The sequence below is a fragment of the Halopiger thermotolerans genome (genome assembly GCF_054654555.1).
The window spans coordinates 1,062,246-1,087,278 of record NZ_BAAIEU010000004.1; the positions used below are offsets into that span (position 1 = coordinate 1,062,246).

The 25,033-nt window shown below is 69.0% G+C and carries 19 protein-coding genes; 8 read left to right on the forward strand and 11 right to left on the reverse strand.

Going from position 1 to position 25,033, the window contains the following annotated elements:
- The first annotated feature begins 495 nt into the window (after nucleotides 1–495).
- Nucleotides 496–2,454, forward strand: a complete 1,959-nt coding sequence (locus ACYQ26_RS12925) for a helicase HerA domain-containing protein (RefSeq protein ID WP_459809311.1) — start codon at nucleotides 496–498, stop codon at nucleotides 2,452–2,454.
- A 21-nt stretch (nucleotides 2,455–2,475) separates the two neighbouring features.
- On the opposite strand, the gene ACYQ26_RS12930 is transcribed toward ACYQ26_RS12925, so the two are convergent.
- Entirely contained in the window at nucleotides 2,476–3,705 is a 1,230-nt protein-coding gene (locus ACYQ26_RS12930) for a DegT/DnrJ/EryC1/StrS family aminotransferase (protein ID WP_459809312.1), read from the reverse strand.
- 218 nt (nucleotides 3,706–3,923) lie between these two features.
- Between ACYQ26_RS12930 and ACYQ26_RS12935 the strand changes: the two genes are divergently transcribed.
- Nucleotides 3,924–5,555 carry an alkaline phosphatase family protein gene (locus tag ACYQ26_RS12935; RefSeq protein ID WP_459809313.1) on the forward strand — a complete coding sequence of 544 codons (1,632 nt, stop codon included), beginning with the start codon at nucleotides 3,924–3,926 and terminating at the stop codon, nucleotides 5,553–5,555.
- On the forward strand, nucleotides 5,552–6,562 hold the full coding sequence (locus tag ACYQ26_RS12940; RefSeq protein WP_459809314.1) for a lipid II:glycine glycyltransferase FemX: 1,011 nt from the start codon (nucleotides 5,552–5,554) through the stop codon (nucleotides 6,560–6,562). Before ACYQ26_RS12935 ends, ACYQ26_RS12940 begins: the two co-directional genes overlap by 4 nt.
- 72 nt (nucleotides 6,563–6,634) lie before the next feature.
- On the opposite strand, the gene ACYQ26_RS12945 is transcribed toward ACYQ26_RS12940, so the two are convergent.
- The gene (locus ACYQ26_RS12945; RefSeq protein WP_459809315.1) at nucleotides 6,635–6,934 is read right to left on the reverse strand and encodes a MarR family transcriptional regulator; all 300 of its coding nucleotides are present in this window, start codon (nucleotides 6,932–6,934) and stop codon (nucleotides 6,635–6,637) included.
- 216 nt (nucleotides 6,935–7,150) lie between these two features.
- Here ACYQ26_RS12945 and glmM point away from each other — a divergent pair, with 216 nt between their 5' ends.
- The gene (gene glmM / locus ACYQ26_RS12950) at nucleotides 7,151–8,488 is read left to right on the forward strand and encodes a phosphoglucosamine mutase (protein ID WP_459809316.1); all 1,338 of its coding nucleotides are present in this window, start codon (nucleotides 7,151–7,153) and stop codon (nucleotides 8,486–8,488) included.
- Nucleotides 8,489–8,661: 173 nt separating this feature from the next.
- On the opposite strand, the gene ACYQ26_RS12955 is transcribed toward glmM, so the two are convergent.
- Nucleotides 8,662–8,871 carry a DUF7563 family protein gene (locus ACYQ26_RS12955; protein WP_013880584.1) on the reverse strand — a complete coding sequence of 70 codons (210 nt, stop codon included), beginning with the start codon at nucleotides 8,869–8,871 and terminating at the stop codon, nucleotides 8,662–8,664.
- A 386-nt stretch (nucleotides 8,872–9,257) separates the two neighbouring features.
- Here ACYQ26_RS12955 and glmU point away from each other — a divergent pair, with 386 nt between their 5' ends.
- Complete coding sequence (gene glmU / locus ACYQ26_RS12960) at nucleotides 9,258–10,439, forward strand: bifunctional sugar-1-phosphate nucleotidylyltransferase/acetyltransferase (RefSeq protein WP_459809317.1); 1,182 nt, start codon at nucleotides 9,258–9,260, stop codon at nucleotides 10,437–10,439.
- Nucleotides 10,440–10,847: 408 nt separating this feature from the next.
- On the opposite strand, the gene glmS is transcribed toward glmU, so the two are convergent.
- Nucleotides 10,848–12,659 carry a glutamine--fructose-6-phosphate transaminase (isomerizing) gene (glmS, locus tag ACYQ26_RS12965; protein ID WP_459809318.1) on the reverse strand — a complete coding sequence of 604 codons (1,812 nt, stop codon included), beginning with the start codon at nucleotides 12,657–12,659 and terminating at the stop codon, nucleotides 10,848–10,850.
- Nucleotides 12,660–13,477: 818 nt separating this feature from the next.
- Here glmS and ACYQ26_RS12970 point away from each other — a divergent pair.
- Together ACYQ26_RS12970 and ACYQ26_RS12975 are read left to right on the forward strand one after the other, a co-directional pair.
- Nucleotides 13,478–15,535, forward strand: coding sequence for a cation:proton antiporter domain-containing protein (locus tag ACYQ26_RS12970; RefSeq protein WP_459809319.1), 2,058 nt, complete (start codon nucleotides 13,478–13,480; stop codon nucleotides 15,533–15,535).
- A gap of 99 nt (nucleotides 15,536–15,634) precedes the next feature.
- Nucleotides 15,635–15,823, forward strand: a complete 189-nt coding sequence (locus tag ACYQ26_RS12975) for a DUF5786 family protein (protein WP_459809320.1) — start codon at nucleotides 15,635–15,637, stop codon at nucleotides 15,821–15,823.
- 170 nt (nucleotides 15,824–15,993) lie between these two features.
- Here the strand turns inward: ACYQ26_RS12975 and ACYQ26_RS12980 are convergent, their stop codons facing one another.
- The 6 genes from ACYQ26_RS12980 to ACYQ26_RS13005 all read right to left on the reverse strand — a co-directional run bounded on the left by ACYQ26_RS12980 (nucleotide 15,994) and on the right by ACYQ26_RS13005 (nucleotide 23,319).
- Nucleotides 15,994–16,767, reverse strand: coding sequence for a helix-turn-helix domain-containing protein (locus ACYQ26_RS12980; RefSeq protein WP_459809321.1), 774 nt, complete (start codon nucleotides 16,765–16,767; stop codon nucleotides 15,994–15,996).
- A gap of 273 nt (nucleotides 16,768–17,040) precedes the next feature.
- Complete coding sequence (locus ACYQ26_RS12985; protein ID WP_459809322.1) at nucleotides 17,041–20,445, reverse strand: bacterio-opsin activator domain-containing protein; 3,405 nt, start codon at nucleotides 20,443–20,445, stop codon at nucleotides 17,041–17,043.
- A gap of 286 nt (nucleotides 20,446–20,731) precedes the next feature.
- A complete protein-coding gene (locus tag ACYQ26_RS12990; RefSeq protein WP_459809323.1) occupies nucleotides 20,732–21,151 on the reverse strand; it encodes a universal stress protein in 420 nt (139 codons plus the stop codon).
- Nucleotides 21,152–21,251: 100 nt separating this feature from the next.
- Nucleotides 21,252–21,926 (reverse strand): cytochrome C biogenesis protein, encoded by a 675-nt coding sequence (locus tag ACYQ26_RS12995; RefSeq protein ID WP_459809324.1) that lies wholly within the window; start codon nucleotides 21,924–21,926, stop codon nucleotides 21,252–21,254.
- Between the two features lies 1 nt (nucleotide 21,927).
- Nucleotides 21,928–22,515, reverse strand: a complete 588-nt coding sequence (locus ACYQ26_RS13000; RefSeq protein WP_459809325.1) for a TlpA family protein disulfide reductase — start codon at nucleotides 22,513–22,515, stop codon at nucleotides 21,928–21,930.
- Nucleotides 22,516–22,521: 6 nt separating this feature from the next.
- Nucleotides 22,522–23,319, reverse strand: a complete 798-nt coding sequence (locus tag ACYQ26_RS13005) for an SCO family protein (protein ID WP_459809326.1) — start codon at nucleotides 23,317–23,319, stop codon at nucleotides 22,522–22,524.
- A 230-nt stretch (nucleotides 23,320–23,549) separates the two neighbouring features.
- Here ACYQ26_RS13005 and ACYQ26_RS13010 point away from each other — a divergent pair, with 230 nt between their 5' ends.
- A complete protein-coding gene (locus tag ACYQ26_RS13010; protein WP_459810775.1) occupies nucleotides 23,550–23,723 on the forward strand; it encodes a hypothetical protein in 174 nt (57 codons plus the stop codon).
- 101 nt (nucleotides 23,724–23,824) lie between these two features.
- Here the strand turns inward: ACYQ26_RS13010 and ACYQ26_RS13015 are convergent, their stop codons facing one another.
- Nucleotides 23,825–24,997, reverse strand: a complete 1,173-nt coding sequence (locus tag ACYQ26_RS13015) for an aminopeptidase P family protein (protein ID WP_459809327.1) — start codon at nucleotides 24,995–24,997, stop codon at nucleotides 23,825–23,827.
- Between the last annotated feature and the right edge of the window lie 36 nt (nucleotides 24,998–25,033).

The window sequence follows — 25,033 nt, forward strand, 5'->3', positions numbered from 1 at the left end:
ATGGATCCGAACCGGTGGCTCCCCTCATGGGTTATGGGGTGCCTGAGAACGGCGTCGGACCGTCCGGCCGAGCGGTGACGAGTTCCGTTACGCGGCGCGGACGGTTCCGACGTCGACACCGATCCCGGATCGCTTCGGGATCAGATTGAGCGACCGACGGACCGGCCCACGCGCGCCGGACTCGAGGCCGAGACTGGCCTCAAGCCAATAACGAGTGTGGAATGCGCCACCCGTCCCACGGTTGCAGGAATTCAGGAACGCGGTGACGAGCGCGGTGGTGGTCATCGGTCGGAACCTACGCTGACGGTGTGGTTCCATTGACATAATTATTTCCACAGTATGGTACCACACGACATAGCCGAGCCAGTCAGCGGCGGCGACAGTCACCCGAGGCCAATATTCAAGGTACCGCGTTCGAAGACTAGGTAGCATGAACGACGCGGCCTCGATCGCCCGAGCGCGACTCCGAGCGCGGAAACGAGAGGTGGGGCGCCGGTGAGCGACGACGAGAACCAGCGCGAGGTGCTCGTCGGCGAGACCGACGCCGGGAAGGACCTGTGGCTGCCGGTCGTCGAACTCCTGACCGGCCGCGGGTTCGTGACCGGAAAGTCCGGCTCCGGCAAGTCGAACACCGCCTCCGTCATCGCCGAGGAACTGCTCGAGGCCGGCTACCCCCTCCTGATCGTCGACACCGACGGGGAGTACTACGGGCTCAAGGAGGAGTACGAGATGCTCCACGCCGGCGCCGACGAGGAGTGCGACATCCAGATCGGGCCCGAGCACGCCGAGCAGATGGCGACGCTGGCCCTGGAGGAGAACGTCCCGATCATCCTCGACGTCTCCGGCTACATCGAGGAGGGCGTCGCGGACGAACTCATCCGGAAGGTCGCCCGCCAGCTGTTCGTCAAGGAGAAGAAGCTGAAAAAGCCCTTCCTGCTGGTCGTCGAGGAGGTCCACGAGTACATCCCCGAGGGCGGCGGCGTCGGCGAGACCGGCAATCTCCTGATCAAGATCAGCAAGCGCGGCCGTAAACACGGCCTCGGCATCGTCGGCATCAGCCAGCGGCCCGCCGACGTCAAGAAGGACTTCATCACGCAGGCCAACTGGCTCGTCTGGCACCGCCTCACGTGGGACAACGACACGAAGGTCGTCGGCCGGATCATCGACACCGAGTACGAGGAGGCCGTCGCCGAACTGAACGACGGGCAGGCGTTCGTCCAGACCGACTGGATGGACGCCGACGTCCGCAAGGTCCAGTTCCGCCGCAAGCGCACCTTCGACGCCGGCGCCACGCCGGGGCTGGACGACTTCGAACGCCCGGAGCTCAAGTCCGTCTCCGACACCCTCATGGGCGACCTGCAGGAGATCTCCGAGCGCAAGGAGCGCGAGGAGAACCGCATCCTCGAGCTCGAGAACGAACTCGAGAAGAAGGAAAAGCGCATCGAGACCTTAGAGGACGAACTCGAGTCGGCCCGCGACATCTCGAATGCGGCCAAGCAGATGGCCGACGCCCTGACGCGGCCTGAGACGTTCCAGACGCAGTTGCCGGACCGGGACGGCGACGGCGAGGAGCGCCGGCTGCACGACGAGATCGTCGCCCTCGAGGAGGAGCGCGACGAACTCGAGGACGCGATCGCCGAGCGAGACGAGCGGATCGAGGCGCTGGAGGACGAACTCGCGTCCCGGGCGGAGACGATCGATCGGCTTCGCGAGGTCAACGAAAAACTGCGCGAGCACGTTCGCGAACTCGAGGCGGAGACCGACGGCGACGAGGAGTCGATCATTCAGGCCAGCGGTGACGACCTCGAGTTCGGCTACGCGTCGGTCGACGGCGGCGACGAGGGCGAACTGGTCGTCGCGGGCGAGCCCGAGTCGGCGCGGCAGTCCGGCGACGACGGTGCGGGCGTTCCGGAGCGTGGCCCCCTCACCGGCTACAAGCGCGGCGACTGGCCGGACGTCGAGCAAGAACGGACACCGACCGCTGGCGGCGACCGAAGTGACGGAATGACGGGCCGCAGTCGTAACCGCAACCGCGAGCGCGAGCGCAGTTCCGCAGTTATCGAGGGCGAGGAAGGGGCGAACGGCGCCGAAACGACCGCTGACGACCTCGAGGCCGCCGTCCCCGACTACACCCTCGCCGGGCAACACCAGCCCGGCCGCCGCCTCGTGAGCGAACTCGAGGGCACGTCGGTCGGCGAATCCCTCGAGCGCGCCAGCGAAGGGTCGCGGTGCTCGGTCGAGACGGCCGGCACCGTGCTGATCGCGTTGGCGCGCGAGGGGCCGCTCGAGGCGGCCGCCGTCGCGAAGCGGGTCGATCGCTCCACGATCGCGGTCCAGAGTCTCCTCTCGGAGCTGCGCACCGAATCGGTTCTGGACAGGAGCGGCGAGCGGGCGTACGCGCTGGCGGACGACGCCTCTGAGGAGATCGCCTCGCACCTCGAGGAGAGCGACTAGTTCCGAGGGATCTCGTTTTCGCTACGTCGAAAGTCGGTCGCCGATCGCCTCGAGCGTCGACGGCTCGATGTGCTGGTGGACCGGCAGCGCGACGATCGTTTCCGAGAGCCGCCGCGCGGTCTCGTAGGCCGGGCCGTCGCGGACGGTCGTCGAGAGGCGCGGCCAGGTGTACGCGCCGACGCCGCGGTCCTCGAACGTCGCGACGAGATCGTCGGGATGGGCCGCTCGGACCGGGAACGCCTGCGGACAGATCCCCTCCGGCAGGTCGTCGTAGACGACCGCGAGGTCGTCGCGGTCGGCGAGGACGCGGCACCACGTCCTGAAGTTGGTCCGTCGCCGCTCCCGGATCCGGTCAGGATCGGCGTTCTCGAGGACGTGCTTCGACAGCTTCGCCATCGGCGTTTTCCCGTCCTCGTATCGCTCCTCGGGGGTGCCGACGGCCGGCGGGTCCTTGCCCTCGTCACCCTCCTCGAGCGTCGTCCCGCCGTCGGGTTCGGTCCTGTCGTTTTCGGGCGGCTCGGTCTCGGTCCCGTTCCGATTCGCGTCCCGCCGGTCGTCGGCCCGGGCGGACCCGCCGAGCAGCGAGCCGAGCGACGCGCCGGTGCCGCCGACGCCGTCGAGAACGTTTCGAGCGGCGGATTTGAGCACGAACGCGCCGTCACCGAGACCGACGCGGTCGCGGACGCCGGCGTGTTCGGACGGTTCGTAGGCCTCGATCGCCGCGTCGCTGTTCCGGTAGAGGACGGCTCCGTTCGGGACCGGCAGCAGTTTCCAGAGGCTCGCGATCCCGACGTCGCCGTCCGTCCCGAGCAATCGTCCGTCGGCGACGCTGAGCGGGGCGTGCGCGTTGTCGTCGATGTGGTAGCAGTCGTACTCGTCCGCCAGCGCCGCCACCTCCTCGAGCCCGGGCTGGGGAAAGCCGAAGTAGTTGACCGACATGACGGCGGCGGTCTCGTCGTCGATGCGGGCCTCGAGGTCGGCGAAGTCGGGGGCGAACGAAGGCCGCACGCGGTAGTACCGCGGCTCGAGGTCGAGGTCGCGAAACGGTTCGGCGACCGCGTCGGGCAGGTAGGCCGGGATGAGGACGTTCTGCCCGGATTCGACGAGGCCGGCGAGGCCGTCCCGGAGCGCGACCTTCCCCGAGCCGTAGTAGGTGTGGGCCCTCGCGCGGTCGTCGAAAACCGCCTCGAGTCCCTTCCCGTTCCGGCTCGCGAGCGATCGAAACGACAGGGTCGGCGTGGCACGGAGCATGCGTGACGGGCGGCCGCTCGGCGACGAGCCGCGTAGTACGTGGTTCAGTACGCGGATACAGCCTTAGTGATGGGGACGATACGTCCGGTTGCGGGTCGACAGGCGCGGCTTACAGCCCCGGCGCCTCGTGTGAATCGCGCGACATCTCCGGCTGAAAACCCCCCTTACGATTCGCAAGCGCTTGCATAACAAAGCGCGGATAGACGAACGCTTCGCCCATGGTTGATTCGACCGACGAAGACGATCTTCGCCTTCTCGTCGTCGGACTCGACGCGGGGTGTCCACCGATACTCGAGTCGCTGTTCGAGTCGGGCGAGGTGCCGACCTTGCGACGGATACTCGAGTCAGGGACCAGCGGGTCGCTGGAGTCGCAGATTCCGCCGTGGACGGCCAGCGCCTGGCCGTCGATGTACACGGGGAAGAATCCGGGCAAGCACGGCGTCTTCGATTTCCTCTCGTTCGACGGCTACGACTGGAGCGTGGTGAACTCGAGTCACGTCCGGGAGCGGCCGGTCTGGGAACTGCTCTCCGAGCACGGGATCACGAGCGTCGTCGTCAACGTTCCGGTCACGCACCCGGCCCGAGCGTTCGACGGGGCGCTGATTCCGGGGCTGACCGCCCCCGAAGACCCGGACTGCCACCCCGAGGGGATCCTCGAGGACGTCAAGCTGGAGTGTGGCGGCTACCGGGTCTACCCGCAGAGCGGCCCCGAACCGGACCAGTCGATCGAGGGGTACGAGCGGACGATCGAACTCCGGGGGAAGGCCTTTCGCTACCTCTGTCGCCGGATGGAACCCGAGTTCGGCTTCCTCCAGTTCCAGCAGACCGACTCGGTCTTCCACGAGCGACCCGGCGACAAGAAGGCCATCGAAGCCGTCTACCGCGAGGTCGACCGGCAGGTCGAGCAGACCATCGAGGAGACCGACCCCGAGAACGTCCTGATCGTCAGCGACCACGGGATGGGAAAAGTCACGGGCCACGAGTTCCGCGTCAACGAGTTCCTCCGCGATCGGGGCTACCTGCAGGCCCACCGGGGCGGCGAGGGGATGCCCGACTGGTCCAAGAGCTGGGAGAACGACCTGCTCTACGGCGAGGACGCGGGCAGCCACGAGGAGAGCACCCTCGAGAAGGCCCTGAACGTCGCCGCGCGGTTCGGCGTCACGACCCAGCGCGTCGCGAACGCGCTCGAGCGGGTCGGCCTGAAGGAGCCGATCGGCAGGCGGGTACCCAACGACCTGATTCGGGCGGCCAGCGAGCAGGTCGATTTCGCCGACTCGGAGGTCTACATGCGCTCGAAGAGCGAACTCGGCCTGCGGATCAACCTCGAGGGGCGCGAGCCGAACGGGCAGGTGCCCGAATCGGAGTACGAGCGGGTCCGCGAGGAGGTCGTCGAGGCGCTGTCGTCGGTTCGGACCCCGGACGGCGAGCCGATGTTCGACGCCGTCGGCCCCCGCGAGGAGTTCTTCGACGGGCCGTACCTCGACGAGGGGCCGGACATCGTCACGGTGCCCGCGGCGTTCAACAACGCGATCAGCGCCGATCTCGGGAAAGACCTGTTCGGCGAGCCGATGGAGCCGTGGAACCACAAGCGGACCGGCGTCGTCGGCGCGATGGGCTCGGCGTTCGACGAGAGCGCCTCGCTCGCGGACGCCGACGCGACGATCTTCGACATCGCGCCCACGATCTGCGCGCTGTTCGACGTGCCGATCGACGCCGAGATGGACGGCGAAACGCTGCCGATCGTCGAGGCCGGGCCGGAAGCGGAGTACCCGTCGTACGATCCCGAACCGATCGCGGCGACCGAGGATCAGATCGTCGAGGATCGCCTCTCGGATCTGGGGTACCTATGACCGTCGAAGTCACGACGCTCGACCCGTGGACCGAGGCCGAGGAGTGGAACCGCTACGTCGAGCGGTCGGACGGAACCAACCCCTTCTTCCGCGCCGAAGCGCTCCGCCTACAGGCCGAGGACACGGGCACGACGCTGCACCTCCTGACCGGCTTCAAGGGGCAGGAGGCGATCGGACTCTTTCCTGTCTTCGAGTACTCGAAGGGACCGATCACCGGCGCGTTCTCCCCGGCGCCCCAGTCGTGGTCGCCCTACCTCGGCCCGGCGACGCTGAACCTCGCGAAGGTCAAGCGCCGCAAGGCCGATCAACGGATCCAGCGGTTCCTCGAGGGCGCCATCCAGTGGATCGAGGAGGAAATCTCCCCGCTGTACACGCGGTTCGTCGCCGCCGAGTTCGAGGACGTGCGGCCGTTCGTCTGGAACGATTACACCGTCGAGCCGGGCTACACCTACGTCGTTGATCTCGAGGGCAGCGAGGAGGAGCTCCTGAGTCGGTTCAGCAGCGACGCCCGACAGAACGTGCGCGGCGCGGACGAGGACGCCTACGTCGTCGAGGAGGGCGACGCCGACGACATCGACCGCATCGTCGAGCAGGTCGCCCAGCGGTACGAGAATCAGGGTCGGTCGTTCCACCTGAGCCCCGATTTCGTCCGGTCGGCGTACGCGGTGCTGCCCGAGGGCTCCGTGCGGCCGTACGTCTGCCGCGTAGACGGCGAGGTCCTGGGCGGCATCCTCGTCGTCGAGTCGGACACCACCCGATACCGCTGGCAGGGCGGCGTCAAACCGGACGCCGACGTCGACCTGCCGATCAACGACCTGCTGGACTGGACCGTGATGCGCGACGGCCTCCATGCGGGCCTCGAGCGGTACGACCTCGTCGGCGCCGGCGTCCCGAGCATCAACCGCTACAAGGCGAAGTTCAACCCGCGCCTCGAGACGAACTTCACGATCACGTCGGGCGCGTTCGGCGTCGATCTGGCGATCGATCGGTACCGAAAACTCGCGTAGGGCGGCCGGGTTCGGCTTCTCGCCGTTCTGTTTTCAACCGAAAGTCTCACGGTCGACGTCGCGACTCCGTCGTCACTCGGCGATCCGATACCTCGACTGGCGGGCGTCCTCGAGGCAGACGCGGCTGGCGACGCAGTCGGCGTCCTCGAGTTTGCCGAGCGCGTACCGGACGGTGCGCGCACAGAGGCGCGACTCGGCGGCGATCTCCTCCTGAGTCATCGCGCCCTCGTACTCGAGGACCTTGTAGACGAGCTTCGCGCTCGGCGGGAGCTCCGAGACGGACGTGGCGGATTTGGAGGCGGCGTCGGACTCGGACTCGGCGGCGGCGTCGCGATCGCGCTCGCGATCTGCTTCCTGATCGGTCGCACTCATAGATGCTGTCCCGGCCTACGGGCTCGCTCGTATAGACGCTGGCGACAGTTCAGAAATATAGGGGGGCGCTAACGACGGCGGCCGTCTCGAACGGGATCGGTACTGACGGCGCCGCGGCCGGGGGTGAGTCCGCTCGAGATCCGACGGGCGCGTTCACCGGGCGAGGCCGCCGGTAATCCCCACATAGTAAGGCGCTCGGTCGCGTCACCGACGCGTATGTTCGGAACCAGCGGCATCCGCGGCACCGTCGGGGAGGACGTCACGGCGGAGCTCGCGCTTTCGGTCGGACGCGCGGTCGCGTCGGAAGGCTACGAAACCGTCGTCGTCGGGCGCGACGTCCGCGAGAGCGGCGACGTGCTCGTCGACGCGGTCGCGTCGGGGCTGCGCGAGTGCGGCGCCGACGTCCTCGAGGTCGGCGTCGAGTCGACGCCGACGATCGCGCGGTCGATCGAGCGCTTCGACGCTGATGCGGGGGTCGTCGTGACGGCCTCGCACAATCCGGCGCCGGACAACGGACTCAAACTCTGGAACCCCTCGGGGAAGGCGTTCGGCCCCGAGCAGCGCGACGCGATCGAGCGCCGGCTCCGCGAGGACGACTACGACCTCGGGGCGTGGGACGAACTCGGCACTCGTCGCCGGCGGGACGCCGCCCGCGAGCACCACGCCGCGGCGATCGAGGCGGCCGTCGACCTCGAGTCGACCCCGAGCGTGATCGTCGACCTCGGCAACGGCGCCGGCACGATCACGGCCGAGGTGCTCGCCGACCTCGGCTGTCACGTCCGGACGCTGAACGGCCAGCAGGACGGCTCGTTCCCCGGGCGTCCCAGCGAGCCGAACGAAGAAACGCTCGAGACGCTGGCCGCGCTCGTCGCGGAGACGAACGCCGACCTCGGCGTCGCCCACGACGGCGACGCCGACCGGATGATGGCCGTCGACGAGACGGGAACCTTCGTGCCGAAGGACGCCCTGCTCGCGCTGTTCGCCCGCGAGGCCGCGGGCGAGGGCGATCGGGTCGCCGCCCCGGTCGACACCAGCCTCGCCGTCGACGACGCGCTCGCGACCGTCGGCGCCGCCGTCACGCGAACCAAGGTCGGCGACGTCTACGTCGCCGAGCGGACGACCGAGGACGGCGTCGTCTTCGGCGGCGAGCCCAGCGGCGCCTGGATCTGGCCCCAAGAAACTCGGTGTCCGGACGGCCCGCTCGCGGCCGCCAAGCTCGTCGAACTGGTCGCCGACCGCGGGCCGCTCTCCGAGCTCGCCGGCGCGATCGAGCGGTACCCGATCCGCCGGACTTCCCTCGAGGTCGAGGACAAGGCCGCGGTGATGGACGAGGTCCGGACGCTCGTCAGCGACCGCTACGACGACGTGGACACGCTCGACGGCGTGCGGGTCGAGGCCGACGACGGCTGGTTCCTGCTTCGCGCAAGCGGCACCCAGCCGCTCGTCCGGGTAACCGCGGAAGCCCGCGACGAGGACGCCGCCGAGCGGGTCTTCGAGGAGGCGCGGGAGCTCGTCGGCGGCGCGCTCGAGGCGACGGAGGCGGACGCGGAGTAACGGTCCCGGACGACCCACCGCCAACCCATCGCTCGTTTCCGTACCCCAGTCCGCGTTCGTACGTTTGGCGCCGAACGAGGGCTGTGACCGCGACGACGCTCAATCGTGACTATCGGCAGCGGCGGTCGATACGGACACGATCGCGCCGTTACAATGTGAGCGAGAACGAACTGCTATCTGGCTTCTTCGGGGATGAAGTCGGACGTCTTCATCTCGCGGTACGTCGCACAGTCGGGACAGGCGTGGACGACGTCGCGGTTGTCCCCGAACACGCGGGCGAACTGTCGGGTCACCTGGTTCCCACAGTTGACGCACCGGGGGGCGCTCGTGTGTTCTCGAGACGTCATCGGCGTCCACTTCGCGTCGGATGGTTCCGTCGACATCAACAGGCCGTAGCCACAGAACGGTATTTACTATAGACCCCATAATTCGGCTCGAACCGGTTAGTCGCTCGTTGAAACGGGCCGAACCTTACGAGCGAAACGAATCAGATATCGGCAGAGTCACGAGCTGCTTCCCGATAAATATTGTATTTCGAGCCGGTAAGACCGTATTACTAGTTACGGTATTGACGATTCGATCGGCGATAGCGTCCGCTCGATCCGACCGGACGTTCGATCGTCGATCGACGATCGTGCGATCGGGTACCAACAGCCATTACCGAGCGGAGCAGTCGACCGTGATCCGCGGCGGCCGCGAGTCGCGGCCGGGCTCGCAGGGCGCGAGTAGAACCCGTATAATTATCCCCCGAATCGGCGTACGGTGGGGCATGAAAGCTGTCGTTCTCACGGCGGGTGAAGGAACGCGGATTAGACCGCTCTCCGCGTCGGTGCCGAAACCGATGCTGCCCGTCGCCGATCGACCGCTCGCCGCCCACACCGTCGACGCGGCCGTCGACGCCGGTGCGGACGAGATCGTCCTCGTCGTCGGCTACGAGGCCGAGACCGTGCGGGAGTACTTCGGATCCGAGTACCGCGGCGTCCCCGTCAGCTACGCCGTCCAGGAGGAGCAGGCCGGCACCGCCGACGCCGTCAACGCCGCCCGCGAGCACCTCGAGGGCCCCTTCGCCGTCCTCAACGGCGACAACCTCTACGATCCGGCCGCGATCGAACGACTGTTCGAGGCCTGTCCGGCCGTCTGCGCCGTCGAGGTCGACGATCCGAGCAACTACGGCGTGCTGAGTACGACCGACGGCACGATCACCGACATCGTCGAGAAACCGGCAGACCCGCCGACCAACCTCGCCAACGCCGGCGCGTACGCCTTCCCCGCGGATGCCCGCGAGTGGCTGGACGTGCCCGCGAGCGAGCGCGGCGAACACGAGATCACGGACGTCCTCGGGCGGGTCATCGACGAGTACGCCGTCACGCCGGTCACCCTCGACCGGTGGATGGACGTCGGCCGCCCCTGGGAGCTGCTCGAGGCCAACGAGTGGAAGCTCGGCGAGCTCGAGCGGCGCCTCGACGGGACGGTGAGCGACGACGCCCACCTCGAGGGCGACGTGGTCGTCGAGGAGGGTGCGACCGTGAAGCCGGGGGTCGTAATCGAGGGCCCGGCGCTGATCCGTTCGGGGGCGACGGTCGGTCCCAACGCGTACGTCCGTGGCGCGACGCTGATCGACGAGGGCGCGAAGGTCGGCAACGCCGTCGAGGTGAAAAACAGCGTCCTCTCGCCGGGCGCGACGGTGGGTCACCTCTCGTACGTCGGCGATAGCGTCCTGGGTCGGGACGTCAACTTCGGCGCGGGGACGACCGTCGCCAACCTGCGCCACGACGAGGCCGACGTGAAGTTCTCCGTCAAGGGCGACCGCGTCTCGACCGGCCGGCGGAAGTTCGGCGTCGTCGCCGGCGATGGCGTCAAGACGGGAATCAACACGAGCCTTACGCCGGGGCTAAAACTCGATACGGGCGCGACGACGATGCCCGGCGAAACCGTCGAGCGGGACCGGTAACGGCCGACCGCCCGCGGCTCGAATCGGGCCGATCGCCGTCGGTGCCGAACGTTCTCCGCGAACCGTAGTTATCAGGTGTTGACTTTATGTAGCCGGGGAGAGCCATCACATACGGAGGGTGTCGATCGGTATTCCGCGGATCACCGACCCTCCAGTTCCGATTCCGACGTCATCGAGTGCGGGTCGTGCGTATCGGCGCCGTGGGACGACGGCTACGGGGGTGGCCGATCGTCCTGCGGCCTCGAGGACTCGTACTCGCTGACGCGTCGATCGCGTCGAGTTACGTTCCGCGAGCGACGCGTTCGATATCGAGTGGGGGCGTCTCATCCGAGCGGGGGCGGGGAATCCGCCCGAACCGCCGCCTCGATCTTCTCTCTCTCAGTTCCGCAGGAAAAAGCGACGGCGCCGTTACTCGACCGTGACGCTCTTGGCGAGGTTGCGCGGCTTGTCGATTGGTCGATCCAGCAGGTCAGCCGCGTAGTAGGAGACGAGCTGCAGCTGGACGTTCGCCAGCAGCCCCGCGAGGTCGGGATCGGTCTCAGGGATCTCGAGGTGGGCGTCTGCGACCTCGACGGCGCGGTGGTCCTCGGGACAGACCGCGACCACCGGCGCGCCGCGGGTCTGTGCCTCCTCGGCGTTCTTCAGCGTCTTCTCGTCCTCTTCGCCGGTGAAGATCGCGAAGACTGGCGTCTCCGGCGTGACGAGCGCCAGCGGCCCGTGCTTGAGCTCGCCGGAGGCGAACCCCTCCGCGTGCTCGTAAGTGATCTCCTTGAACTTCAGGGCGCCCTCGAGCGCCACGGGGTAGCCGAGCCCGCGGCCGATGAAGAAGTACGAGCGGCTGTTCTCGTATCGGCTGGCGATCCACTCGGCGTCGGACTCCCGGAGGACGGTCTCGATCTGCTCGGGCATCGCGTCGAGGTCGGGCAACAGCGCCTCGAGGTCGGCCGCCGGCTCGCCGCGGACGTCGTCGGCGATGCGCTGGGCCAGCAGCGTGAGCATGACCGCCTGCGAGGAGAAGGTCTTGGTCGCGGCGACGCCGATCTCCGGCCCGGCCCGGATGAATAGCGCGTCGTCGGCCTCGCGGGCGGCCGTGGAGCCGACGACGTTCGTGACGGTGAGGGTGGCCGCACCCTCCGCTTTGGCCTGGCGGAGGGCGTTGAGCGTGTCGGCCGTTTCGCCGCTCTGCGTGACGGCGACGACGAGGGTGTCCTCGTCGACCGGCGGCGCGGCGACGCTGTACTCGTTGGCCAACAGCGCCGTCGCCTCGATGCCGGCCCGGTTCAGCGCGAGCGATCCGTACAGCGCTGCGTGGTAGGAGGTACCGCAGGCGATGAGCTGGACGCTGTCGATTCCCTCGAACGCGCCCGACTCGAACCCGTCGAGGGCGATCCGGCCGTTCTCGGGGTCGATCCGGCCCTCGATCGCCTGTGCCAGCGAGGTGGGTTGCTCGTGAATTTCCTTCAGCATGAAGTGGTCGTACTCGCCCTTGCCGGCCTGTTCGGGGTCCCACTCGACGGTCTCGGGCTCGCGCGTGATCGGGTTGCCGTCGAGGTCGGTAAACTCGACGCCGTCCTCGTCGACGACGACGACATCGCCGTCCTCGAGGTAGACCACGCTGTCGGTGTACTCGAGGAAGGCGGGGACGTCGCTGGCGAGGAAGAACTCGTCGTCCTCGACGCCGACGACCAGCGGGGAGCCCTTGCGGGCGGCGTAGAGAACGTGTTCACCGGAGAGCATCGCCGTGACGGCGTAGCTGCCCTCGAGGTCCTCGATCGCCCGCCGGAACGCGGCTTCGTTGTCCAGCCCCGAGTCGAGGTAGTACTGAATGAGGTGCGGGATGACCTCGGTGTCGGTGTCGCTCGTGAACTCGTGGCCCTTGGCCTGGAGCCACTCCTTGAGTTCAGCGTAGTTCTCGATGATCCCGTTGTGGACGACCGCGACGTCTTCGGTGCCGTCCGTGTGGGGATGGGCGTTCTCGTCGGTCGGCGGGCCGTGGGTCGACCAGCGCGTGTGGCCGATGCCGACGTCGCCCTCGAGCGGGTCGTCGATCGCTTCCTTCAGCTCCTCGACCTTCCCCGAGCGCTTCTCGACGTCGATGCCGGAGCCGTTCTGGATCGCGATGCCCGCCGAATCGTAGCCCCGGTACTCGAGGTTCTCGAGGCCGGTCAGCAGCGTCTCGACCGCGTTCCCGTCGCCGACGTGTCCGATGATTCCACACATCTCTCGATCACCGTCGGTCGAATCGGCGAGCGTCGGTCGTCGCGCGGACCGCAGGGGTCGTCGGCGCGGCCGCCGTCGAATCCGGGCTCGGTGCGGCCGGCTGTCGATGCGCGTGCGCGGAGATATCGAGATCGCTGGCCGTCCGTGACGATCGCGCAGGCGGCGTGCGTGGTCGATCGTCCGCGGCGGCCCGTCGAGATCGGAACTGATACACGGACATGAGAGGATCCAGGCAAGCCGAGCCCATTACTATAGATTGGCTACCGATTCCGGTAGCGTCGGGGTACTCTCGAGCGGCCGTTCGCTCGGTCCGCGAAACGAGTTCCGAATACGTTGATAGAATTTGACCAATTTCGTGATCGTATGTTCTATTCGAGCGCTTCGATCGAACATACGGAACCGAAACGAGCGGACAGGACGGAGTATGTCAACCAAACGCGATCGAGACGGCGGCGTACGGGCTCCCGAACGACCGTATCGGGCCCGATAAATCGTCGGTGCGACCGGAAAACGGCCGGTAAACGAAGCGAAACGCCGTGTGCCGGACTCGAGACGAGCGCGGCGTCGGCCGCGAGCGATCCCGGCCGCCGGTTTGGAAAGTGGGCGTTCGTTGTCCCGATCCGGTCACGAGTGCACCGTTTCGATCGGTTCGGCCGCATCCGTTGCGTACTCGACGCCGGCCGAGCGATTCGCCTGAAACCCATCGTTTATTAGGTCCCCGTTCGTGGTCCGGAACCACGATCCGCTCTCGAGCCGCACTGTTCGTGTACTGACCCGTTTCCACCCGCTTCGAACACCGTTCCCGAGCGACGATTCACATGATTCGGCCGCTACTCGCCGACGTCGGACTCCCCCTCGAGCAGCCGGTGCTGGTCTTTACGATCGCAATGGCGGTCTTTCTGGTCGGCCCGCTGTTCGTCAAGCGCCTCGGACAGCCGGGTATCGTCGGCGTCGTCCTCCTCGGCGCGGCGATCGGTCCAGACGCGCTCGAGTTCGTTAGCCACTCGGACGCGATCGTGTTGCTCGGCGAGGTCGGGCTGATCTACCTGCTGTTTACCGTCGGCCTCGAGCTCGACATGCAGGGGTTCAAGGAAGCCCCGGAGAACGCGGCGCTCTTCGGCCTGACGAGTTTCGGCCTGCCGTTCGTCGTCGGCGCCGCCGTCGTCTACGCCGTCCTCGATCTGAACCACTGGGCCGCGCTGTTGCTCGCGTCGGTGTTCGCCTCCCACACGCTGCTCGCGTACCCGGTCGTCAACCGACTGGGGGTGACGAAGAACCGCGCCGTCACCGCCGTCTTCGGCGGCATCCTCTTTACGGATACGATCGCGCTGATCGTGCTCGCGATCGTCACCGGCGCCGTCGGCGGCGACCTCACGCCGTGGCTGTTCGCGCGGGTCGCGCTCTCGCTCGTCGTCCTGTTCGGCGCGGCGCTGTTCGTCGTTCCGCCGATCTCGCGGCGGTTCTTCCGGACGTTCAGCGAGGAGAGCTACTTCGAGTTCCTGTTCGTGATGGTCGCCATCTTCGCCACCGCGAGCCTCGCCGAACTGCTCGAGCTCGCGCCGATCCTGGGCGCGTTCATCGCCGGCATCGCGCTGAACCGGCAGATTCCGGAGGGCGGCACCCTGATGAACCGCATCGAGTTCGTCGGCAACGCCTTCTTCATCCCCTTCTTCCTGCTGCACGTCGGGATGTTCGTCGATCCGACGGTCATCCTCGACGGCCCCGAGACGCTGTGGATCGCCGCCGTCATCACCGGCGTCATGCTCGTCACGAAGTGGGTCGCCGCCTGGCTCGTCGCCGCGGTGCAGGACTACACCTCGTCCGAACGGACCGTCATCTTCGGGCTCTCGACCGGGCAGGCCGCGGCCGCGCTGGCGATCACGCTCATCGGCTACGATCTCGGGCTGTTCGGCACGGCGGTGCTCAACGCCGTCGTGTTGATGCTCGTGGTCACCGCCGTCCTGAGCCCCTGGCTCACCGAGCGCGGCGCGACGGCGCTGGCCCTCGAGCGCGACGTCGCGGGCGGGGACGGGACGACCGATCCCACGATCCTGTTGCCGCTGTCCCACGACGCCGAACTCCAGCGGCGGCTCATGGAACTCGCGTTCGTCATCAAGGGGGATCGCGGCGCCGAACCGGTCCACCTGATGACCGTCGTCCAGCCCGACCGGGACGACGACGCGACCGAGCGCGAGATCGCCGCGGTCAGCGAGGATCTCGAGGAACTGGCCGCCGAAGGCAGCGCAGCGGAGGTCGACGTCGAAACCGAAACCCGGGTCAATCACAACGTCGCGTCCGGCATCGTCCAGGGCGCCGCCGAAGTGCGAGCCGACCAGATCATCATGGGCTGGGACGCCGAGCGGAGCTTCCGCCACCGGATCTTCGGCAGCATCATCGATCAGGTCCTCGAGGGGACCAACCGGCCCGTTCTGGTCTCGCGGCTCGGCCACCCGATCAACACGACCCGGACCATCCACGTCGTCGTCCCCGCCGGCGTCGACCACCACGGGGGGTTCTACGAGGCCGTCCACCTCGTCAAGCGGCTGGCCGCGAGCCTGGGCGCCGAACTGAACGTCATCGTCGTCGACGGCTCGGCCCACCAGCTCGAGCACCTGTTCGACATGGTCGAGGAGGACGTCCCGGCCGAATTCAGTTCGATCGACGGCTGGGAGCGGCTCATCCCGCGCCTCGAGTCCGAAACCGGCGACGACGATCTCATCGTCGCGCTCTCGCCGCGACCCGGCGGCGTCGGCTGGCGGGCCGAACTCGAGGGGCTACCGGCGCAGCTGGCCGCGTTACCGCCGGCGTCGTTCATCGCGATCCACCCGCGGCGGGGGAAACCCGAGTACGACCGGCAGTTCCTCCGATTCAAGTAGCGCTCGAACGGCGGAATCGCAATACGGCGTCGGGTGTCAACGGCTCACGGAACTACCCCGAACCGGCACACCTTTGAGGGGCGGCGTCGTTGTTCACGTATGGGTTTTGGTAGCTACGACGAATCCGAGCAACAGCAACAGACGACCGACGACGAGGACGACGCCGAAGCCGTAAACATCCACGAGAACGACCACAACGGGGAGATGTCCTTCGAGTCGGACGTCTCGACGGACGAACTCGTCTCCCAACTCGGCTCGATGAAGGACGAGGCCGACGACGAGGAGTAACGCCGACTGCGACGCCGCCCGTTCTATATCCGACGACGCCCGAACTCGAGTCGCCGCCTCCCGCTCGAGTCGAGGTGCGCCAATCCCCGCTTTTTCGCTCCCGACGAAATCGACGAGCGGAGCGGTCGCTCGAGCGCTCGTCGCGGTCGAAAAGCTACCGCCGACGGCCGTCAGCGACGGGACAGCGTCGACGCGCAGAGTTCGCCGATCGCCCGGCGAAGGCGCTGGGAGACGGCCGATTTCGAGACGCCGAGCCGATCCGCCAGTTCGTCCTGCGAGATGCCACGGGGGACGTCGAAGTACCCCTCCTCGTGGGCGACGGCGAGCAGTTCCTGCTGTTTCTCGGTGAGCGCGACGACGCCGTCGTCCTCGTCGTCGGAGACGCGGAGGTGATCGACCGTCAGGGAGATTCCCCGCTCCCGACAGTACTCGTTGAACGAGACGAGGTCGTCGCGACTCGGAAACCGCAGCTGGACGCGCCAGCCGTCCCTGCAGCTGGTCATCTCGAGCACGCGACCGCCGACCGCCGCCGTCCGCTCGACGAACGTCAGCGTCCGGTCGGCGATGCCGACCCGGTAGACGCGCCGATCCGTGTAGCGGTCGACCAGCACGGGATCGACGGCGGTCGGGTCCGCCTCGAGGGCGGCCTCGAAGGCGTCGAACGCGGCGCCGTAGACGGTGAGGAAGACGAGAGTGGGGCCGTTTTCGACCGTGGTCCAGTACTCCGGTTCGACGGTGACCTCGGTCGCGCGTCGGAGGGTCGGGCGGAGGAAGAGGTCGGCGTGGTCGAGCCGGAGCTGCGCGACGATGCCGCCGTCGGCTTCGGAGGGAACGCCGGTGTGTTCGCGGTCGACGTCGGCGTCGGTTTCGCCGGACGCGTCGGTCGCCTCGGCGTCGGCGTCGGTTCGCGTGGAGGACTCGGCATCGGTGAGGTCGATGCTCACAGCGGCATCCGCCATCCGGCTGGATGACAGGTGTAAGTTCGCATTACCGGGGACTCGCTCATCGAATGCGTGATTCGACCGCGAGTACATGGTCGTAGACGCTATACACGGAACCGATCAGCCGCCTGTCGTCAATACTGATTCAGCCGTCGTTTCTCCGTCACGTTCGCGCCGAAAGAAACAGTCTGTTACCGCCTGCGACCGGCGGGCTAACGACGAACTACGATCGCCGAATCCCCGTCCGCCGGCGTCGGTCGGAGCGGCAACGAGGGATTACCCCCGGTCGTCGCCGTTCCGGTCGTCGCCGCGCTCGTCGAACAGCAGTTCGAACAGCTTCCGCTGGGCCAGCCGGAGGTGACGGCTGAACGTCGGCTGGGAAACCCCCAACGTCTCGGCGATCTCCTCGCCGGTGCTCTCGCGGGGCCAGTCGAAGAAGCCGCCGTAGTAGGCCGCCTCGAGCGTCCGCAACTGCCGCTCCGAGAGCCGGTCGCGGAGCTCGGCGTCGAACGGGCGCGCCGGCGGCGCGGAGCGGTCGCGCTCGCGGCGCGCGACCAGTTCCGTCCCCGGGTGCGTGCGGTCGATCGTGCGGACGAACGAGCGCACGTCGACGGTGCTCGAGAGTTCGATCACGAGCCGCGCCCGGTCGTCGACCGGCGCAATCGAGCGCAACGCACCGCCGTACTCCGCGAGCGTCTCCGCGACGGTCGAATCGGACAGGCGGATCTCGAGGGGCGCCCGGTCGGCGTCGGGTCCGCCGCGGTCGTCGGTTCCGTTGGTTTCGTCGTCCTCGTCATCTCCGTCGTCACCCCCGACCACCCGGAACGACTCGACCGCCGAAACCCCCTCGAGCGTCGTGCGGATCGCCGCCGGCTCGGCGCCGCCGATCGTGCAGTAGACCGTCGAGCCGCCCGACGACCGCGGGACGACCGTCCGGACGTCGATCCGGCTCCCGACGCCGCGCGCGATCGCGGAGAGCGGCTCGGACTCGTCGCGGACGACGATCTCGAGTTCGGCGACGCTGTCGGCCAGCAGGGCGCGCTTGCGCTCGAGCGCGCCGATCGCGTGCCCGGCGACGCTTGCGAGGTGGGTACAGGCAGCCCGCAGCCCCTCGTCGAACGCCGCCGGCCGGGTCGCGTACGCGGTCAGCGTTCCGTACCGGAACTCGTCGTGCTCGATCGGGACGCTCAGCGCCGCGCGAAAGCCCCGCTCGAGCGCTTCGCGATGAACCGCGTCGGTGTCGGCGCCCTCGAGGTCGTCGACGACCGTCGGTTCGCGGCTCGTCGCGGCCCGGACGGCCGGATCGTCGGGGTCATCGCCGTCGGCATCCCCCTCTAGCGAAAGCGACGCCGACTCGAGGAAGTCGCCGTCGCGGCCGGCCCACGTCGCCGCCGTCAGCGTCTCGCGACCCGCGGCGGTTCGACCGACCCAGGCGAGCCCGAGATCGGCGTCGCGGCCGCCCTCGCCGGCGTCCGCGTCGAGCGAGGGCGACAGCGACAGCACCCCCTCGCAGAGGCGCCGTTCGACGTCCTCGCGCGTCTCCGCCGCGAGGAGGTCGCGCTCGCACCCACGAACCCGCTCGTCGCGGGCGAGGGCCGACTCGAGGCGCGCGCGGTCGCGGCGGCAGTCCCGGACGCTGGCCCGCTCCGCGAGCCGGTCGAGGGCGATCGAGGCCGCGTCCGCGAGCGCGGCCGGCGCGTCGAGATTCAGCGCCTCGAAGGCCATCGGCTCGGTGCTGGTCGCCAGCACGACCGCGCGGTCGTCGACCGGGACGGCGAGCGCGCGCTCGGCCCGGATCCCGGAGCGGGCAAGCGCCGGCTCGAGCGCCGAGCGGTCGTAGACGGTCGGCTCGTCGACGTCGAAGGGGTCCGCGTCCGAGTCGTCCGCGGTCCCCGCGCGGTCGTCGAACGCCCCGCGGTCGCGGTCGATCGACGGCAGTTCGACCGCCGGCCGCCCCTCGCGGGTCGTCACCGCGGCGGGCCTGAGCCGGTCCTCGTCGACGCGGTACCAGGCGGCTACCTCGGCGTCGGCGGCGGCGCGAAGGCCGTCGATCGCGGCCCGACGGACGTCGCCGGCCGTCTCCGCGCGGGCCAGCTCGGCCAGCGCGTCCCGGACCGACGAGAGCGCGGCGGCCCCGGAGCGGCGCCGGTCGCGGACGACGCAGACCGTTCGCTCGCGCTCGTCGTCGGGCAGCGGCGCGACGAAGACGTCGACCGGTCGTCCCGCTCCCCTGTCGGTCTCGGAGTCGCTCGTCTGCGATTCCTCGGCCGCCCCGACCGGCTCGAGCCGCCCGGAAATCGGCTCCATCCAGCGGACGATCGGCGATCGGGCGCGCTCGCGGACCGTCGCCGCGAGCGCCTCGTCGAACAGCGCGTCGACCTCCCGGCCGACGAGCGTCCTCGCGTCGGCCAGCTCGAGCAGCGCCGCGTTCGCCAGCGCGACCGTTCCGTCTTCGAGGACGGCCACCCCGTCCTCGAGCGCGTCGATCGTCGACTCGAGCAACTCGAGTCGGTCGCGCTCCCGGCTCGAGTGCTCGGCTTCGGCGGCCGGTGCTGCTCCCGCCGCTTCTTCTTCAGACGGAATCTCTCGAATCAGGACTGTCAGGCCGTCATCGTCGGGTGCGGCCAGGACCGCGAGCCGGCGCTCGTCGATCGCTGCCTCGAACCGGACGACGGAACCGGTCGTCGCGGCCTCCCGAAGCCGGCTGGAAAACGTCTCGCGGGCCGATTCGGGCAGCAGGGACCAGACGACGGTGCCCGGCCGCGGCTCGCCGTCGAAGAACCGCCGAGCGGCCGTGTTCGCGTACTGCAACTCCCAGTCGGGCCCGAGCGCGAACGCCGGCTCCGGGAGGCGGTCGAGCGCCGCTCGAGCGCCATCGCCGGCGGGCTCGACGGGACCGACGGCGGTCACGGTGACGACGAGTGCGTCGACCCCCGGCTCGGCAATCCGATCGGCGCAGGTCAGTTCGACGAGGCGCCACTGCCCCTCCGCGTCGCCCAGCCGCAGCGTCTGCCGCTCGCTCGAGCCGAAGGAGGCCGCCGCGACCGTCGAGAGCAGTTCCTGGACGTCGCCCCGATCGTCCGGGTGGACGAGCCGCGGGAGCGTCGTCCGCTCGAGCTCGTCCGTCGTGTACCCCAGCCGCGACTCGGCGGCGGGGCTCGCGTACGCGATCGCGCCGTCCTCGTCGACGGCCAGCACGAGCGCGTCGGACCCCTCGAGAAGGGCGCGGACGCGCCGGTCCCGGTCCCGCCCCGCGGTCTCGAGCCGCCGTCGCTGCGCGGCGTTTCGAACGCGCGTCGCGACGACGGCGGTCGAGTCGTCAGTCTCGACGATATCGGTTGCGCCGGCCTCGAGCGCGCGGTCGGCCGACGCGCCGTCGGTGACGGCGACAATCGGCGCGTCGGTTCGCGCCGCGAGGCGCTCGAGCCAGGACGTGCCGTCCCCGCGGCCGCGACCCGAGGCGTCGGGAGCGTCGGAATCGGGCCGGAACTCGCAGACGAGACAGTGCACGTCGGTCTCGGCCAGCCGCTCGAGCGCGTCCGCGACCGTCGGCTCCCTGACCAGCGCGGCCGGATCGAACGCCGCGGCGAGGGCGTCCGCCGTGCGGTCGATCCGGCGCGAGTCGCCGACGACGAGCACGCGGAGGACGTCACCGACCGTCGCGGTAGCGCCGTCGCTCACCGGACGCTCACCTCGCTCGCGCGCCGGATCGAATCCCCGGCGCAGCCGATGCGATCGGGCTCGGGCTCGGCTCGAGCCGCGCGAATCGCCCGTCGGCCTCCGCGCGGGCGCTTGAGGGGCGTTCGATCGCCGGTCCCTCCGGAGCGACGGACCACAGTGCGGAGCGATTCCGTCGCCGGCAGGTTAATTATCGATCGCGTATCGACGGGTAGTACCGGATTACGGGCGCTCCCGGTTCGCCGAGGCGCGGACGACGCGGCGGCGCGACCGATCGAACCGCGCGACGCTACGTCTCCCGGACCACGACGACCGGGACCGGCGAGTTGCGGACGACCTCCTCGGCGACGCTGCCGACGACCAGCTGATCGAGGCCGGAGCGACCGACCGTCCCGACGACGACCAGATCGATCGGGTTCTCCTCGGCGGCCGCGACGATCTCCTCCTGCGGGACGCCGTGGCGGACGGTCGACGTGACCTCGAGGCCCGCGTCGGCCGCGGCCCGTTCGGCCTCCTCGACCGCCAGCGCGGCCTCGCCCTCCTCGTCGTGGCTCATTTCGTCGCGCTTTTCGGCCGCGTGGGGCCCGTCTTCGGACACCGAGAGGACGTGTAGATCCGCCTCTAACTGACGCGTGAGTTCGATCGCGTGCTCGGTCGCCTGGCGCGACCCCTCGCTGCCGTCGGTCGCGAGCATGATGTCCTGATACATCGTTGTCGGCAGTTCGGCGGACTGAGGGATACTTTTCTGACCTGCGGCTGCCGGGTGTTCGCCCTCGAGGTGCCGCGCGACCGTCCCGGTCGCGCTGCGCTCAGAGCACGTCGAGGACGACGATCGCGAGGTAGAGTTGCCCGAGGCCGGCGACGATCATGATCGCGCCCGCGAGGCGCTCGAGGCGCTCGCCGTGGGCGACGAACCGGCCGGCGCCGGCGAGCAGGCCCATCCCGGTGGCGACGGTCAGCGAGACCATCAGGAGGACGACGCTCCCGATGTACGTGCCGACGACGACCGCCCCCGACGCCGGCGGCAGCGACAGCGCCTGGGCGACGACGCCGACGAAAAGCGGCGCGACGCAGCCGGCCGCGGCCAGCGCGTACCCCGCGCCGAAGATTCCGAACCCGAGGACGCTCGAGCGCCGCTGCGGCAGGGGGATCGACAGCGAAGGGGCGCGGTCGACGACGACCAGGAGCCCGAAGACGACGAGCAGCGCACCGATGAGCGGCTCGAAGTAGACGATGTTCGACAGCGTCGCGTGGCCGATCCAGAACGCGGCGCCGAAGAGGGCGGCGAGCGTCCCGAGCGCGCCGAGGCCGGCGACGGTGCCGCGGCCGAGCGCGCCGCTCAGGGAGGCCCCCTCGCCCTCGGTCTGGTTCACGTAGAAGCCGACGTAACCCGGCAAAAGCGGGTACGCGCAGGGGGAGAAGAACGTCGAGATGCCGGCGATCAGCGCGAACGTCAGCGACTCGAGGGTCGACGCGTCGACCATGCTACTCGTCGGCGCCCTCGCTGGCGTCGATCGCGGCCTCGATCCTGCCGACGAGTTCGTCGGCCGACTTGACGCCGTCGTCGGACCACAGGACCCGGCCCGACGCGTCGACCGTGACGGCGGTCGGGTAGCCGGACCCGAGGTAGCGTGCGCTCAGTTCCGCGGCGGGGTCGACGGCGATGGGCCAACTGCCGTCGTGTTCGTCCCACCAGGCGGCGAGTTCGTCGTGACTGATGCCTTCGTTCGTTACTGAGATGAACTGCACGTCGGCGTCGGCGACCCGTTCGTGGGCCTCGGCGAGCGCCGGCATCTGTTTCTCGCAGGGCGAACACCACGTCGCGAACAGGTCGATGAAGGTCGCCCGGCCCGGTTCGGGAACGAGCACCTCGCCGGGCTCGCTGCCCGGCGCGTCGATCGTCTCGAGTCGGAGGGGGTCGCGCGGTTCCTCGTCCGCCTCGTCGCTCTCGGTCCCGTTCTCGCTCTCGCCGGTGAGTTCGTCGACCGACGGCAGTCCGTAGACGGCGACGGCTCCGGCGCCCGCGAGCACGCCTGCGCTGCCGAGTCCGGTGAGGACGTCACGCCTGCGCACGATCGATCACCCCTGTGCGACGGTTCGCGCGTCGTCGACGAGTTCCTCGATGGAGACGAAGTCCTTGTTGAGCGCCTGCGGGTACGAGCGCTCGACGATCCCCTGCTTGTTCGCGAGGAGGATCAGGTTGATGTGCTGGAAGGTGTACGCGCCGTGGTCGTGGCCGCTTTCGTTGCCTTCCTGGTCGTCGCTTTCATTGCCCGCGTGACTCCCCTCGCTCTCGTTACCGGCGCCGCCGTGTCCGCCGCCGGACGACCCGTCGTCGAGCCGCTGGAGGCCCAGCCCGAACTTGTCGGCCGCCTCCTTGGCCGCCTCGTTCGTCTCCGGGCGGAGGAAGTGCCAGTTGTCGGCCTCGTGATCGATGCCCTGCTGGGCGGCGTACTCCTCGAGGACGTCGGGCGTGTCGCGTTTTGGATCGAACGTCATCGCGAGCAAGGCGATGTCGTCGGCGTACCCCTGTTCCGCGGCGTCTTCCTGAATGCGACGGAGCCGCGTCATGAGCGCGGGACAGGCGCCATCGGGACACGAGGTGAAGAAGTAGGTCATGACGATCGCCCGCTCGCCGGTAAACTGGTCGCGGGTGATCGTTTCGCCGGCGAGCGGGTCCGGGAGGGAAAAGTCGGGGAACTCCTCTCCGTGGACCGGGTAGATGGCGACGTCGGGATCGCCGCGTGACTGCTCCGGCGGTCCGAGCACCGTGTCGTCGTCGCCGAGCCCGACGGCGCTCGTCGCGCCGTCGAGACATCCCGCGAGCCCGGCGGTGCCGGCGGCCCCGAGCGCCTGGAGGTACGTCCGTCGTTCCATATCTGTTCCGTAGGATGGCGAGGTCAAAGGTTCGTTGGTACGCCTCCCGAAGCGGGCCGCGTCCCGGCCGTGCAGTCCCGCTCCGCCGATCGCCGCACTCAAACCCCGCTACCGTTTCGGCCGTTCGACGACGTAAACGACGAGATACCGAATCGAACGGTCCGGAACGGAGCGCGTTCGGCAGCGTACGGCTGGTATAACTAATTCGGGGGTCAGCGTACAGCCGCTGTATGTCGCAAGCGAACCGCTCGGCCATGCAGATCGGCTGTCCCGAATGTGATGCGACGATCGCCGCATCGCTGCCCGCCGGTCCCGGCATCAGCGACACCGGATCGAACCGGCTGCAGGGACGGGAGACGCACTGTCGGAACTGCGGCCACGAACTCGAACTGTACTACTACTGACGTCCGTTTCGGCTACTGCTGCAATCGCCTATTTCTCGACTCCCGTTTTTCGGCGGTCCGCGAGAGGACTCGCAAAATCGCTAATCGGTAACCCGAACGGATCACCGAACCGCCGCGCCGGTCTCCCAGCCGCGCGGCGAATCGTTGAGCCGCTCCGCGCCGTCCGCCGTGACGACCACGAGGTCCTCGATCCGGACGCCGAACCGGTCCTCGAGGTAGATTCCCGGTTCGACGGAGAAGACCATCCCCGGCTCGAGTTCGCGGTCGTTCCCGTCGACGATGTAGGGCGGCTCGTGGACCTCGAGGCCGACGCCGTGGCCGGTCCGGTGGACGAAGGCGTCGCCGTAGCCCGCGTCTTCGATGACCTCTCGGGCGGCCCGATCCACGTCCTCGGCTGCGACGCCGGGCTCGACCGCCTCGACCGCGGCCTGCTGCGCGTCGGCGACGACCTCGTGGACCCGCTCGTATTCCGCGGACGGCTCGCCGACGACGATCGTCCGGGTCTGGTCGCCGGGGTAGCGAGCCGTCCCGCCGTCGCCCTCGAGAGCCGCGGCGACGAACGCGCCGAAGTCGAGGACGATCGGATCGCCGCGTTCGATCTCCCGATCCCCGCTGTGATGGTGGGGTCGCGCGCCGTTGGGTCCCGACGCGACGATCGTTTCGAAGGCGGGCTCCGCGCCGCCGTACTCGGCGAGCAGGCGCTCGATCTCGGCGGCCAGTTCGGCCTCCGTCTCGCCGACCAGCTCCGCGCCCCGCTCGCGGATCTCGAGGGAGACGCGGTCGGCGAGTTCGGCGGCCCGACGGAGCGTCTCGAGTTCGAGGTCGTCCTTCCGGATCCGAAGCGGCTCGAGGACGGTGCTCGCGAGGCCGAACGCGGCGTCGGGCAGGAGCGTCCGAAGGTCCTGCGTGAACGTCGCCCACATGCGATCGTCGACCAGGACGGTGGGGTCGTCGGCACCGTCGACGCCGCACTCCTCGAGAGTCCGCCCGACCGTCTCGAGCGGGTCCTCGTCGTCGTCCCACAGCCGCAGTCGCAGGGCAGCGACGGGGAGGGCGGCCAGTTGGGACTCGTACATCGCTGGCGCGACGAGCGTCGGTTCGGCGCCTCTCCCGGCGCGGGGCACGAACAGCAGCAGGTGCCGCTCGGACGGCGATTCCTCGAAGCCGGTGAGGTAGGTCAGGTTCGGGCTCGGGAAGCAGACGGCGACCGCGGCGCCGCGCTCCTCGAGGCGGCGCCGGCAGGCGGCGAGTCGCTGGTCGAACGGAGCGTCCATGCCCGGACCATCGATCGACTGCCGGAAGTACGTTTA